Below are 12,424 nucleotides of genomic sequence, written 5' to 3'. Positions count from 1 at the left end.
CAGGCATAGAAGCCTATCTGGGTGCTAGCGCCAAAGGAGTCGCTGCCATGCGTAGGACCATCGCCACCGTTCTCGCCGCCGCCACCGTACTTTCGCTTTCGGTCGCCGCCGACGCCAAACCGCGCCTGTCGCCCGAAGCGAAGCTGGCAAAGATGCTCGACGGGCGCGTTGCGGGCAAGCCTCAGGATTGCATCTTCCTCCCCTCGATCCGCGGCTCGCGGATCATCGACAAGACCGCGATCGTCTATGACGCGGGCCACACGCTGTGGGTCAACCGCCCGCGCAACGGCGCTGAGTCGCTCGACGACGACGATATTATGGTCACCAATCTGCATGGCGGAGGGGCGTCGCTGTGCAGCGTCGACATCGTCCAGCTACACGACCAGTCGAGCCACTTCTACAGCGGCTTCGTCGGGCTCGGCGAGTTCGTCCCCTACAAGAAGGTCGCCTTGCGCGACTGACCATGTGCGACTGACGGCGATGCGGCGGACGCTCGCTTGCGAGCCTCCGCCGCATCGCCGGGCGCTATCTCAGTTGTGCAGCTGCCCGCGGATCGCGCCGTTGGGATAATCGGCGGTGTGGATGTTGACGTAGAACGCCGCGTGGTTGGCCTTCAGGTAATCCTGGGTCCATTCGGTGCCGCGATCGGCGCAGCCCTTCCACGTGCCTTCGTTGTTCTTCGTCAGCGGGACCACGACCGGCCCGTTCACCCCTGCGACGCCGCTGTGGATGTGTGCCGCGGTCGGCTCGCCGATCCCGCGAATATCGTGGATATCCCAGCACACCTGGTTGAGCCGGTCGGAGACCGAGATATCGGCGCGTCCCGACCCGTCGGGGTCTCCGCCACCCACTTCCTGGGCGCCGGTCATGTTGGCGTGATAGGTCTGGGCAACCGTGGAAACGGCAGCTTCTTCGACCGTCGCGCACCCAGCCAGGGTGACAGCGGCGGCGGTTGCGCCCAGTGCGAGCAAACGGACCCTGTTCATGGCATACTCTCCTTCGGCGCCAACAGTCCCTGCGGCGCTACAAGGAGGCTAACGGTCGCGCGGGGACGAGGTTCCGGCAAGACGAAGGGCACGGAGTAGCGGTGGATGCTCGCATCGGCCGTCGCGATGGTCAGTCCGCTCGCAAGTGCGTGCGCGCTCAGCATGCGGTCGATGAGATCGCGATGAATGTCGGGTAACTCGCCAACTGTTCGCCAGATGCCGTGGGGCAGATCGATTAAATGGAACCCGATCAGGTCTTAAAGCTGATCCATGGACTCAGCCAACGGAATGCGGCGAGTGCGATGCAGATGAGTCAGTTCGTAGGCAATGATCGGACTAACGAGAATTTCGTTGTAGGGTTTGCCCAAGGCTTCCCGCTGCATCGCTGAAAGACGCCGATCGTTCAAAACGATCGAGACGACGATGTGCGTATCGAGCAGCAGTTGCAAAGCCGTTGCTCAGCCGAATTTGCGCTTGACCCGCTCTACGTATTCCTCGTCGGTCATCGACGGCGGAATTTCGAAAGCCTCGGGCGGATAGTCTTTGTACTTCTCGGCCGGACAACCGAACGCCGCCTTGCGCTTCGCTGCGCGTGCTTCCCGCTCGAGCGCCAAGGCTTCCGGACGCGGTACGAGCGTGGCGAACGGCACGCCCGCCTTGTCCACCACAACCTCCTCGCCGCGCGCGGCAGCGGTTAGGAGTTCGGAAAGCCGGGTCTTGGCTTCGCCGACGTTGACATGGATGGTCATATGGGGATCGTGCCTTGGCCAAGGGGGTTGGTCAAATACAAGAAGTGCGCGATCACACTGAACCCAGCTTGCCGATCCTTCATTCCCACTCGATCGTGCCGGGCGGTTTCGACGTGTAGTCGTAGACCACCCGGTTGATGCCCTTGACCTCGTTGATGATCCTCGTCGCCACGCGGCTCAGGAACGCGGCGTCGAACGGATAGATGTCGGCGGTCATCCCATCGGTCGAAGTCACCGCGCGCAACGCGCACACGTTGTCGTAGGTTCGGCCGTCGCCCATCACGCCTACGGTCTTCACCGGCAACAGCACCGCGAAGGCCTGCCAGATCGCATTATACAACCCGGCGTTGCGTATCTCCTCGAGGTAGATCGCGTCGGCCTTGCGCAAGGTGTCGCACCCCGCGCGGGTGACTTCGCCGGGGATGCGGATGGCGAGCCCGGGGCCGGGGAAGGGATGGCGCTCGACAAACACCTCGGGCAGTCCCAGCTCGCGACCGAGCTCGCGCACCTCGTCTTTGAACAGCTCGCGCAACGGCTCGACCAGCTTCATGTTCATCCGCTCGGGCAACCCGCCGACGTTGTGGTGGCTCTTGATCGTCACGCTCGGCCCGCCGGTGAACGACACGGATTCGATCACATCGGGATAGAGCGTGCCTTGGGCGAGGAACTCGGCCCCGCCGATCTGGCGCGCCTCGGCCTCGAACACGTCGATGAAGGTCTTGCCGATGAACTTGCGCTTGGCCTCGGGATCGGTGACGCCCGCCAACCCGCCCAGGAACAGCGTGCTGACGTCCTTGTGGATCAGCGGGATGTTGTAGTGGCCGCGGAACAGGCTGACGACCTGGTCGGCCTCGCCCAATCGCATCAGCCCGTGATCCACGAACACGCAGGTGAGCTGCTCGCCGATCGCCTCGTGGATCAGCACCGCGGCGACCGCGCTGTCCACCCCGCCCGAGAGGCCGCAGATGACGCGGCCCTTGCCCACCTGGGCGCGGATTTCCGCGATCTTGGTTTTGCGGAACTCGGCCATCGTCCAGTCGCCGGCCAGTCCGCAGACGTGGCGAACGAAGTTCTTGTAGAGCTTGCCGCCGTCGGGGGTGTGGACCACCTCGGGATGGAACTGCATCGCGTAGATGCGCTTGGCATCGTTGGCGATCACCGCGAACGGCGCGCCCGCGCTGGCGGCGACGGGGCGGAAGCCGGGCGCCAGCCGCGTGACCTTGTCACCGTGGCTCATCCACACCTGGTGGCGCTCGCCCTCGGCCCACAGCCCGTCGAACAATGCGCAGCCATCGGAGATCTCGATGAAGGCGCGTCCGAACTCGCCCGAATCGCCGGGCAACACCTCGCCGCCCAACTGGTGCATCAGCGCCTGCTGGCCATAGCAGATCGCCATGATCGGCAGCCCGCTGTTCAGGATTTCGTCGGGGATGCGCGGGCCTTCCTCGTCGAGCACCGAGGCGGGCGAGCCGGACAGGATGATACCCTTTGGCTTCATCCGCGCGAACGTCTCGGCGGCGGCGGTGAACGGGGCGATCTCCGAATAGACGCCGGCCTCGCGTACCCGGCGGGCGATGAGCTGGGTCACCTGGCTGCCGAAATCGACGATCAGGATGGAATCTGAGGGCTGGATGGTCATGCGCGGGCGGATAGCAACGTGGCGGGGCATGTCCAGCGGGCGCGCGTTGCATTCTGGCTGGCGTAATTGCCGTGCCCCCCTAAACCCGCTCATGTCGAGCGAAGTCGAGACATCCCGCACGACGTTTAACTGTTGCGTACGGTGTCTCGACGGTGCCCGCTGCGCGGGCTGCTCGACACGAGCGGACTTTGCTTGGTCTATTGGGACGGATTATCAGGAGCAGTTCTAATCCATGACTCACCGCGCCACGTTCGGGTTCGTCTTCGCCATCGTCCTGATCGATATGCTCGGCTTCGGGATCGTGATGCCGGTGCTGCCGGGTCTGATCATGCACCTGGGGCACATGCCGGTCGATGGCGCGGCGGTGTGGGCGGGGTGGCTCGGCGCGGGTTATGCGGCGATGCAGTTCGTGTTCGCGCCGGTGATTGGCAACCTCTCCGACCGCTACGGTCGCCGCCCGGTGCTGCTCGCCAGCGTGCTCGCGATGGGGATCGACTATACGGTGATGGGCCTGGCTCCCGCGCTGTGGTGGCTGATCGTCGGGCGGATCGTGGCGGGCGTCACCGGCGCGAGCTATTCGGCCGCCTATGCCGCGATCGCCGACATCACCCCGCCCGAAAAACGCGCGGCGAATTTCGGCACGATGGGGATGGCGTTCGGATTCGGGTTTATCGCCGGGCCGGCGCTCGGCGGGCTGCTGGGCGCGATCGATCCGCGGATGCCGTTCTACGCCGCGGGCGGGCTGGCCTTAGCCAACTTCGCGTTCGGTTTGATCTTCCTGCGTGAGACGCTTGCGCCCGAGAACCGGCGCCCGTTCGAGTGGCGCCGCGCCAACGCCTTCGCCGCGCTCAGGGCCCTGCGCGGGCAGAGCGCGGCGACGATCTGGCTGGTCTCCGCACTGGGGGTGTGGATGCTGGCGCACACCGTCTACCCCGCGATCTGGACCTACTTCGCGATGGCCGCCTACGGCTTCGACGTGAAGCAAGTCGGGCTGGCGCTGGCCGTCGTCGGGCTGACCAGCGCGCTGGTCCAGGGGCTTGGCCTGCGCTGGGTCGCGCCGTGGCTGGGCGAGCGGACGGCGGTGATGCTGGGGGTCGCCGGGTTCGCGATCTCGGCGGCGATGTATTGGGCCGCGACCAGCACCGCGCTGGTCTACGCCGCGATCCTCGTCGGGTCGTTGCAGGGCTTTATCCAGCCCTCGGTCCAGGCGATCAACAGTCGCGCGGTCGACGCGCGCAGCCAGGGCGAACTCCAGGGCGCGACGCAAAGCATCGGCAGCATCGCCGCGATCGTCGCCCCGCCGCTCTACGCCGGCGTCTTCGCCAAGTTCAACGGGCCGGGCGCGGTGGCGCAAATCCCGGCGATGCCGTTGCTGGTTGCGGCGGGGTTTTCGCTGATCGGGCTGGGATTGTTCTTGGCGGGGCTGAGGCGAATTCCCGCGGAGGCGATGGCCGCCCCCGCGGGCTAGGCACCTCTATATCCGCGTTGCCGGGGCCGGTTGCGCCGGAGCCTCGGCCTTGGCGGGCACGATCGGCGCCCGGTCGCGCCGGGCGGCGTCGCAGTTGCCTACGCTGGTCTTGGTGACCTGCGGCTCCGGGCTTTTCCCGTCCGAGCTCCACGAGACGGTCTGGGTGCAGCCGTCGGCGCCGGTGGTCGAGGAGACCATGCTATAGTGGTACGACCCGGCGGGCAGGTTGCTCGTGAGGGTCAGGCCCGGCGCGGGAGTTCCCGTGGCGGCGGCGCGCTGGAGTTCGGCCACCTGCTGGAGCATCGCGCGGTGCTGTTGCTCGAGCAGCGCGGAGACATGCTGCATCTCGGCGAAGGGATCGCCGCCAAGCGCGAACAGCGGATCGGCGAATGCGATCGCCTGCGGCGCAGCCTGGACCACGACGCGCGGCGCGACATCGCCCGCGTATTCGACTTGCGCGACCGAGCCATCGGGCAGCGCGACATTGAGTTTGTGAAGCTTCGCGGTGGCCGCCTCGGCCACGCCGCAGACCAGCAGCGCGGCGGCGCCGGTCAGGATGACGTTACGGGATACCCGCATCGTTGAACCTCCATGGTTGAATCGGCGCGCAGATTTTATGCGGCGAAGCTGAACCGTGGATTACAAAACGCGCTCTGCAGCGCGCATTACCGATTGTTCACATAAACGAAAAAGGCGACACGATTGCTCGTGCCGCCCCTTCCGATCACGGGTGCTTCAAGACACCCGCAAAACCTGAAAGTTACTTGATCTCGACGGTGCCGCCGGCGGCTTCGACCTTGGCCTTGATCTCTTCGGCTTCGGCCTTGTTGACGCCTTCCTTGATCGCCTTGGGAGCCGATTCCACGAGGGTCTTGGCTTCGGTCAGGCCGAGCTGAGTGATCGCGCGGACTTCCTTGATGACCTGGATCTTCTTGCCGCCGTCGCCGGTCAGGATGACGTCGAATTCGGTCTTCTCTTCGGCGGGAGCGGCGGCTTCGCCGCTGGCGGCGGGGCCGGCGACCGCAACCGCGGCGGCGGCAGAAACGCCCCACTTCTCTTCGAGCGCCTTGGCGAGGTCGGCCGCCTCGAGGACGGTCAGCTTGGAAAGTTCTTCAACGAGATTGGCGATGTCGGCCATGATATGTGCTCCTGATTGGATGTGTGCCGGGCCAGCCGGCAGAAACGAATGCGAACAGTCTTACGCGGCGCTTTTCTCGGCATAGGCGTTGAACACCCGGGCGAGCTTGCTCGCGGGGGCGACGACGACCTGGGCGATCTTGGTAGCCGGGGCCTGGACGAGCCCGATCAGGCGGCTGCGCAGCGCGTCGAGCGACGGCAGCGAAGCGAGCGCCTTGATCCCGTCGGGGCTGAGAACTTGCGTCCCCATGGCCCCGCCGACGATCTCGAGCTTGTCGTTGGTCTTGGCGAAATCGATCGCGACCTTGGCGGCCGCGACCGGGTCGACCGAAGTGGCCAACGCCACCGGACCGGTGAGCATGTCACCGATCCCGCTATAGCTGGTGCCTTCGATCGCCAGGCGCGCGAGACTGTTCTTGGAAACCTTGAACGATGCACCGGCATCCCGCATCTTCGTGCGCAGGGCCGTGGACTGGGCCACGGTCATGCCGAGGTTGCGGGTGATGACCACCACGCCGACCTCGTTGAAGGTTGCGTTGAGCGCTGCGACCGCGTCGGCTTTCTGCGAACGATCCATGCGTACTCCTTCCCTTTGGCCGAGTGCACGGGGGCAAACGACCGGCTGCGATGTCCGCCGGGCGCACAGGGCACCAAGCGGGCGAGTCCAGTGATGGGGAAGGAGGCGGCGTCGCCGAAACGAACGCCAAGGCGCGGGGCCCAAAAGCCCGAGCGCGAAAATCTCGTTTCCCCGTCTAGGCCGGAAATTAAGCGGGGCAGACACCCCGCACCGACTGTCTCGGACGGACGACCGGAGGGCGAACCTGCCGGTCGGGGCGGGCCTGTGGGGGAAGGCCCGCCCGGAGTCAAGCTTCGCGGGCGTACCCCAGCAAATCTCCCGGCTGGCATTCGAGCACGCGGCAGATCGCCTCGAGCGTGGAAAAACGGATTGCCTTGGCTTTGCCGGTCTTGAGGATCGAGAGGTTTGCCAGCGTGATGTCGACCCTTTCGGCCAGTTCGGTCAGCGTCATGCGGCGTTGGTAGAGCAGCTCGTCGAGGGTCACGACGATCTTCCCGTCATCGGTCTCGGCCTCGCCCATCACACGGTCCCTTCCAGCTCTTCGCGCATCGCAGCGCCGCGGCGGAAGACCCGCGCAAGGATGAACAGCACGAGCATCAGCAGCAGGCTGCTGAACGAAAAGCCGAAATCGGAGTGGAGGTCGGCGTGGGCGTGTTCGGCGGCGGGGCTGTCTTCGACTACGCTGGCGATCCACAGCACCAGTGCGCCGACCGGGATCGAGGCGATCTGGCCCGCGAGGACCAGCCAGCCCATCCGCGACAGGCGCTCGGCGTTTTCGGGAATGAACGGATCGCCGGTGCCGACGCTGAGCACGATCCGTCGCAGCAGAACGAGAAACCATACTGCCATCGCCAGCAACACCGCGATCCCGGCGAGCACGATCAGGATCGCGCCGATCATCTCGGGGCCGGTCTCGACCCCCTTGGCGGCGATTTCTGCGAGGACGCGGGCCTGGAAGACGATCACCACCGGGATGACGAGGAGAGCCGCCACCGCGGCGACGCCAAGCACGCCGATGAAGACCATCAGGAGCAGGCGCGCCGCGGTGAGCAGGGGGTCGCGTTTAGGGGTCATCGCGCCGCGCTCAGGCCAGTTCGACCGCGACGGGCGCGGCGGCGAAAGCGACGGGCGAGACCGGCACCGTCACGGTGGCGAGCCACGATGCGAGCACGAACGCGGCCGACATGGCGACCGAGGCGATCTGCGAGATTTGAAAGCGGGTCATAGCCGTTCTCCGATATGGGCGATATCGTTATTCAATATGTCCAGTCGTTCATATCGTCAATCGATAAATATCGAAAAACAATATGGCACTGATTGTTTTACGGAAATTCCCCGCGCTGCGGCGGCGCCGCGCCCTGAAATCGGCGACGGGTTACACGGCGCGGGGTTTGGCGCGTGGCAGTCTGCGGCCCGATTCGCGCGTCCTGACGACCGTTTGACACCCGCCTGCGTGCCGCCTATATGCCCGCTTCGCTTGCGTGTTTCGAGCAAGGCGGACCCATTCGCGAGGGGCCGCCACGGAAGGAAGCCCAGGCCTCATACGACGCGATGGCTGCAGGCCCGGTCCTCGGAAGGGGTGCCGTGTGCCTCGCAGCCGTTTTTGCGTCGGATGGTCCGCCCGCGTGACGGAACGATTTTCGCCGGACCTCTCGTCCGGCCCTTTGAAGAGGCGCAGACCCCCTCATGGCCACCCAGCCCACCACGCCGGTTTCGGCGAGCCGCAGCTCCGCCAAGAAGCGCATCCGCAAGATCTTCGGCGACATCCACGAAGTCATCGCGATGCCCAACCTGATCGAGGTGCAGCGCGAAAGCTACGAGCAGTTCCTCCGGTCCGACCCCGCCACGGGCTACGTCTCGGGGCTGGAGAAGACGCTGCGCAGCGTGTTCCCGATCACCGACTTCGCCGGCACCGCCAGCCTGGATATCAAGAAGGACGGCGGCTACATGCTCGAGCCGCCCAAGTACGACGTCACCGAGTGCCGCCAGCGCGGGATCACTTACGCCGCGCCGATGAAGGTCACGCTGACGCTCGCCACCTTCGAGGTCGATCACGACACCGAGACCAAGAGCCTCGTCGATATCAAGGAGCAGGACGTCTACATGGGCGACATGCCCCTGATGACGGAGAACGGCACCTTCGTCATCAACGGCACCGAGCGCGTGATCGTTTCGCAGATGCACCGTTCGCCGGGCGTGCTGTTCGACCACGATCGCGGCAAGACGCACTCTTCGGGCAAGTACCTGTTCGCCGCGCGGGTCATCCCGTACCGCGGCTCGTGGCTCGATTTCGAATTCGACGCCAAGGACATCGTCAACGTCCGGATCGACCGCAAGCGCAAGCTTCCGGTCACCGCGCTGCTCCACGCGCTGGGGCTCGATAACGAGCAGATCCTGGATTACTTCTACAACAAGGTCACCTGGGTCCGCGCCGAAGCGGGCTGGCGGCTGCCTTACGTGGCCGAGCAATGGCGCGGCCAGAAGCCGACCTTCGACATCATCGACGGGACCAGCGGCGAGGTCGTCTTCGCCGAGGGCACCAAGATCACCCCGCGGATGGCAAGCAAGGCCGAGAAGGACGGGCTCAAGGAGCTGCTGATCCCGACCGAGGAAATCTTCGCGCGCTATGCCGCGCACGACCTGATCGACGAATCGACCGGGCGGATCTGGATCGAGGCGGGCGACGAAGTCGGCCCCGAGAACCTCGAGGCGCTCGACAAGGCGGGCGTCGATCGCCTCGTCCTGCTCGACGTCGACAACAACACGGGGCCGTGGATCCGCAACACGATGAAGGCCGACAAGGCCGAGGATCGCGACCAGGCGCTGGCCGACATCTACCGCGTGATGCGCCCCGGCGAGCCGCCGACGCGCGAAACCGCCGATGCGCTGTTCGCCGGTCTGTTCTTCGATCCCGACCGCTACGACCTGTCCGCGGTCGGCCGGGTCAAGCTCAACATGCGCCTCGGCCTCGAAGTCGAGGACACGATCACCACGCTGCGCACCGAGGACATCCTCAGCGTGGTCAAGGAACTGGTCGATCTCAAGGACGGCAAGGGCGAAGTCGACGACATCGACAACCTCGGCAACCGCCGCGTGCGTTCGGTCGGCGAGCTGCTCGAGAACCAGTACCGCGTCGGGCTGCTGCGCATGGAGCGCGCGGTCAAGGAGCGGATGAGCAGCGTCGACGTCTCGACGGTGATGCCCAACGACCTGATCAACGCCAAGCCCGCGGTCGCCGCGGTGCGCGAGTTCTTCGGTTCGAGCCAGCTTTCGCAGTTCATGGACCAGACCAACCCGCTTTCGGAAGTCACCCACAAGCGCCGCGTCTCGGCGCTCGGGCCGGGCGGCTTGACGCGCGAGCGCGCGGGCTTCGAAGTCCGCGACGTTCACCCGACCCACTACGGCCGGATCTGCCCGATCGAGACGCCCGAAGGCCCGAACATCGGCCTGATCAACTCGCTCAGCACGTTCGCGCGGGTCAACAAGTACGGCTTCATCGAAACCCCGTACCGAAAGGTTTCGAACAGCAAGGTCAGCTCGGACGTCGTCTATCTCTCCGCGATGGAAGAGCAGAAGCACGTCGTCGCGCAGGCCTCGGCCGAAACCGACGCCGACGGCCGCTTCGTCGAGGATCTGATCTCGGCGCGCGACAGCGGCGAGTTCGTGATGGCGCCGCGCGACAACGTGACGCTGATGGACGTTTCGCCCAAGCAGCTCGTCTCGGTCGCCGCCTCGCTGATCCCGTTCCTCGAGAACGACGACGCCAACCGCGCGCTGATGGGCTCGAACATGCAGCGCCAGGCGGTGCCGCTGGTTCGCGCCGAAGCGCCGTTCGTCGGCACCGGCATGGAAGAAACCGTCGCGCGCGATTCGGGCGCGGCGATCGGCGCGCTGCGCGGCGGGATCGTCGACCAGGTCGATGCCACCCGCATCGTGATCCGCGCCTCGGGTGACATCGAGCCCGGCAAGTCGGGCGTCGACATCTACACGCTCCAGAAGTTCCAGCGTTCGAACCAGAACACCTGCATCAACCAGCGCCCGCTGGTGAAGGTCGGTGAAGTGGTCGAAGCCGGCGACATCCTCGCCGACGGTCCCTCGACCGAGCTGGGCGAACTGGCGCTGGGCCGCAACAGCCTCGTCGCGTTCATGCCGTGGAACGGCTACAACTACGAGGATTCGATCCTGATCTCCGAGCGCATCGTCAAGGACGACGTGTTCACCTCGATCCACATCGAGGAATTCGAGGTCATGGCCCGCGACACGAAGTTGGGGCCGGAGGACATCACCCGCGACATTCCCAACGTCGGCGAGGAAGCCTTGCGCAACCTCGACGAGGCGGGGATCGTCTACATTGGCGCCGAAGTGCACCCGGGCGACATCCTCGTCGGCAAGATCACCCCCAAGGGCGAATCGCCGATGACGCCGGAAGAAAAGCTGCTCCGCGCGATCTTCGGCGAGAAGGCCAGCGACGTGCGCGACACTTCGCTCAAGCTGCCGCCGGGGGTTTCCGGGACGATCGTCGAGGTCCGGGTGTTCAACCGCCACGGCATCGAAATCGACGACCGTACCCGCGCAATCCAGAACGAGGAAATCGAACGCCTCAAGAAGGATAGCGAGGACGAGCGCAACATCCTCAATCGCGCGACCTACAACCGCCTGCGCGAGATGCTCGTCGGGCAGGTCGTCGCGGCCGGGCCGAAGGCTGCCAAGAAGGGCCAGGTCATCGACGAGGCCGTCCTCGGCGAAGTCGAGCGCCACGAATGGTGGAAGTTCGCGGTCGCCGACGATGCCCGCCAAACCCAGCTCGAGGCCGTCCGCCTCCAGTACGACGAGGCGATCAAGGTCATCAACGCCAAGTTCGAGGACCGCCGCGAGAAGCTTGAGCGCGGCGACGAGCTGGCGCCGGGCGTGCTCAAGATGGTCAAGGTGTTCGTGGCGGTGAAGCGCAAGCTCCAGCCGGGCGACAAGATGGCCGGGCGCCACGGCAACAAGGGTGTCATTTCGCGCATCCTCCCCGCCGAGGACATGCCGTTCCTAGAGGACGGGACCCCGGTGGACGTCGTGCTCAACCCGCTGGGCGTGCCTTCGCGCATGAACGTCGGGCAGATCTTCGAGACGCATCTGGGCTGGGCCGCGCGCGGTCTCGGCCAGCAGATCACCGCGGCGTTGCAGGAATGGCGCGACGCCAATCCGAACCCCGAGGCGGCGGCGCCGCCCTCGGCCCTGGTCGACCGGCTCAAGGACATCTACGGCGAGCGGTACCACGACCAGATCGACGCGCGGACCCCGTCCGAGATCGTCGACATGGCCGAGCTGCTCAAGAACGGCGTGCCGATGGGCACCCCGGTCTTCGACGGCGCGCGCGAGGCGGATGTCTCGGCGATGCTGGTCAAGGCAGGCCTCGATCCGTCGGGCCAGGTCACGCTCTACGACGGGCGTACCGGCGACGCGTTCGACCGCAAGGTGACCGTGGGCTACATCTACATGCTCAAGCTGCACCACCTGGTCGACGACAAGATCCACGCGCGTTCGATCGGGCCGTACTCGCTGGTCACCCAGCAGCCGCTGGGCGGCAAGGCCCAGTTCGGCGGCCAGCGCTTCGGCGAAATGGAGGTCTGGGCGCTCCAGGCCTACGGCGCGGCATACACGCTGCAGGAAATGCTCACGGTCAAGTCGGACGACGTGATCGGGCGGACCAAGGTCTACGAGGCGATCGTCAAGGGCGACGACACCTTCGAGGCCGGCATCCCCGAGAGCTTCAACGTGCTCGTCAAGGAAATGCGCAGCCTCGGCCTCAACGTCGAACTCTCCTCGATCGATACGAGCGAGGAAGACGAGTGGCCGCAGGCGGCGGAGTAGGAATCTCCC

General features: G+C 65.7%; 14 protein-coding genes. 3 read left to right on the top strand and 11 right to left on the bottom strand.

What is annotated here, in order from left to right; genetic code table 11:
* Window positions 1-47: 47 nt before the first annotated feature.
* Window positions 48-461, top strand: a complete 414-nt coding sequence (locus GKE62_RS09495) for a hypothetical protein (RefSeq protein WP_154692034.1) — start codon at window positions 48-50, stop codon at window positions 459-461.
* 69 nt (window positions 462-530) lie between these two features.
* On the opposite strand, the gene GKE62_RS09490 is transcribed toward GKE62_RS09495, so the two are convergent.
* The 5 genes from GKE62_RS09490 to guaA form a co-directional block, all read right to left on the bottom strand.
* Window positions 531-986, bottom strand: coding sequence for a CHRD domain-containing protein (locus GKE62_RS09490; protein ID WP_154692033.1), 456 nt, complete (start codon window positions 984-986; stop codon window positions 531-533).
* A complete protein-coding gene (locus tag GKE62_RS19750) occupies window positions 983-1,222 on the bottom strand; it encodes a hypothetical protein (protein WP_195908704.1) in 240 nt (79 codons plus the stop codon). The genes GKE62_RS09490 and GKE62_RS19750 overlap by 4 nt, the downstream gene beginning before the upstream one ends.
* 21 nt (window positions 1,223-1,243) lie before the next feature.
* Complete coding sequence (locus GKE62_RS09480; RefSeq protein ID WP_154692032.1) at window positions 1,244-1,435, bottom strand: type II toxin-antitoxin system VapC family toxin; 192 nt, start codon at window positions 1,433-1,435, stop codon at window positions 1,244-1,246.
* 9 nt (window positions 1,436-1,444) lie between these two features.
* The gene (locus GKE62_RS09475) at window positions 1,445-1,735 is read right to left on the bottom strand and encodes a type II toxin-antitoxin system Phd/YefM family antitoxin (RefSeq protein WP_154692031.1); all 291 of its coding nucleotides are present in this window, start codon (window positions 1,733-1,735) and stop codon (window positions 1,445-1,447) included.
* 79 nt (window positions 1,736-1,814) lie between these two features.
* A complete protein-coding gene (guaA, locus tag GKE62_RS09470; RefSeq protein ID WP_154693651.1) occupies window positions 1,815-3,374 on the bottom strand; it encodes a glutamine-hydrolyzing GMP synthase in 1,560 nt (519 codons plus the stop codon).
* Between the two features lie 232 nt (window positions 3,375-3,606).
* On the opposite strand from guaA, the gene GKE62_RS09465 reads away from it, so the two are divergent.
* On the top strand, window positions 3,607-4,842 hold the full coding sequence (locus GKE62_RS09465; protein WP_154692030.1) for a TCR/Tet family MFS transporter: 1,236 nt from the start codon (window positions 3,607-3,609) through the stop codon (window positions 4,840-4,842).
* A gap of 6 nt (window positions 4,843-4,848) precedes the next feature.
* Here GKE62_RS09465 and GKE62_RS09460 read toward each other — a convergent pair whose 3' ends face one another.
* From GKE62_RS09460 to GKE62_RS09435, 6 genes are all read right to left on the bottom strand, one after another.
* Entirely contained in the window at window positions 4,849-5,421 is a 573-nt protein-coding gene (locus tag GKE62_RS09460; RefSeq protein WP_154692029.1) for a hypothetical protein, read from the bottom strand.
* A 181-nt stretch (window positions 5,422-5,602) separates the two neighbouring features.
* A complete protein-coding gene (gene rplL, locus GKE62_RS09455) occupies window positions 5,603-5,980 on the bottom strand; it encodes a 50S ribosomal protein L7/L12 (RefSeq protein ID WP_154692028.1) in 378 nt (125 codons plus the stop codon).
* 60 nt (window positions 5,981-6,040) lie between these two features.
* Window positions 6,041-6,556: a 50S ribosomal protein L10 gene (gene rplJ, locus GKE62_RS09450; RefSeq protein WP_154692027.1), complete on the bottom strand. Its 516-nt coding sequence runs from the start codon at window positions 6,554-6,556 to the stop codon at window positions 6,041-6,043.
* Window positions 6,557-6,842: 286 nt separating this feature from the next.
* Window positions 6,843-7,076, bottom strand: coding sequence for a helix-turn-helix transcriptional regulator (locus GKE62_RS09445; RefSeq protein WP_154692026.1), 234 nt, complete (start codon window positions 7,074-7,076; stop codon window positions 6,843-6,845).
* Window positions 7,076-7,630, bottom strand: a complete 555-nt coding sequence (locus tag GKE62_RS09440) for a DUF2975 domain-containing protein (protein WP_154692025.1) — start codon at window positions 7,628-7,630, stop codon at window positions 7,076-7,078. The genes GKE62_RS09445 and GKE62_RS09440 overlap by 1 nt, the downstream gene beginning before the upstream one ends.
* A 10-nt stretch (window positions 7,631-7,640) precedes the next feature.
* Window positions 7,641-7,781, bottom strand: coding sequence for a hypothetical protein (locus GKE62_RS09435; RefSeq protein WP_154692024.1), 141 nt, complete (start codon window positions 7,779-7,781; stop codon window positions 7,641-7,643).
* A gap of 461 nt (window positions 7,782-8,242) precedes the next feature.
* Here GKE62_RS09435 and rpoB point away from each other — a divergent pair, with 461 nt between their 5' ends.
* On the top strand, window positions 8,243-12,415 hold the full coding sequence (gene rpoB, locus GKE62_RS09430; protein WP_154692023.1) for a DNA-directed RNA polymerase subunit beta: 4,173 nt from the start codon (window positions 8,243-8,245) through the stop codon (window positions 12,413-12,415).
* Window positions 12,416-12,424 lie beyond the last annotated feature (9 nt).

The organism is Novosphingobium sp. Gsoil 351 (genome assembly GCF_009707465.1).
GTDB lineage: Bacteria > Pseudomonadota > Alphaproteobacteria > Sphingomonadales > Sphingomonadaceae > Novosphingobium.
The sequence above is the reverse complement of the archived record's forward strand: the minus strand, read 5'-3'. Positions and strand labels throughout refer to the sequence as shown.

What these genes read in the sequence shown, in the direction of transcription:
- GKE62_RS09490 (WP_154692033.1), bottom strand. Translation starts at nt 986, where the DNA reads ATGAACAGGGTCCGTTTGCTCGCACTGGGCGCAACCGCCGCCGCTGTC.
- guaA (WP_154693651.1), bottom strand. Translation starts at nt 3,374, where the DNA reads ATGACCATCCAGCCCTCAGATTCCATCCTGATCGTCGATTTCGGCAGC.
- GKE62_RS09465 (WP_154692030.1), top strand. Translation starts at nt 3,607, where the DNA reads ATGACTCACCGCGCCACGTTCGGGTTCGTCTTCGCCATCGTCCTGATC.
- rplL (WP_154692028.1), bottom strand. Translation starts at nt 5,980, where the DNA reads ATGGCCGACATCGCCAATCTCGTTGAAGAACTTTCCAAGCTGACCGTC.
- GKE62_RS09445 (WP_154692026.1), bottom strand. Translation starts at nt 7,076, where the DNA reads ATGGGCGAGGCCGAGACCGATGACGGGAAGATCGTCGTGACCCTCGAC.
- GKE62_RS09475 (WP_154692031.1), bottom strand. Translation starts at nt 1,735, where the DNA reads ATGACCATCCATGTCAACGTCGGCGAAGCCAAGACCCGGCTTTCCGAA.
- rpoB (WP_154692023.1), top strand. Translation starts at nt 8,243, where the DNA reads ATGGCCACCCAGCCCACCACGCCGGTTTCGGCGAGCCGCAGCTCCGCC.
- GKE62_RS09495 (WP_154692034.1), top strand. Translation starts at nt 48, where the DNA reads ATGCGTAGGACCATCGCCACCGTTCTCGCCGCCGCCACCGTACTTTCG.
- GKE62_RS09460 (WP_154692029.1), bottom strand. Translation starts at nt 5,421, where the DNA reads ATGCGGGTATCCCGTAACGTCATCCTGACCGGCGCCGCCGCGCTGCTG.
- GKE62_RS09435 (WP_154692024.1), bottom strand. Translation starts at nt 7,781, where the DNA reads ATGACCCGCTTTCAAATCTCGCAGATCGCCTCGGTCGCCATGTCGGCC.
- rplJ (WP_154692027.1), bottom strand. Translation starts at nt 6,556, where the DNA reads ATGGATCGTTCGCAGAAAGCCGACGCGGTCGCAGCGCTCAACGCAACC.
- GKE62_RS09440 (WP_154692025.1), bottom strand. Translation starts at nt 7,630, where the DNA reads ATGACCCCTAAACGCGACCCCCTGCTCACCGCGGCGCGCCTGCTCCTG.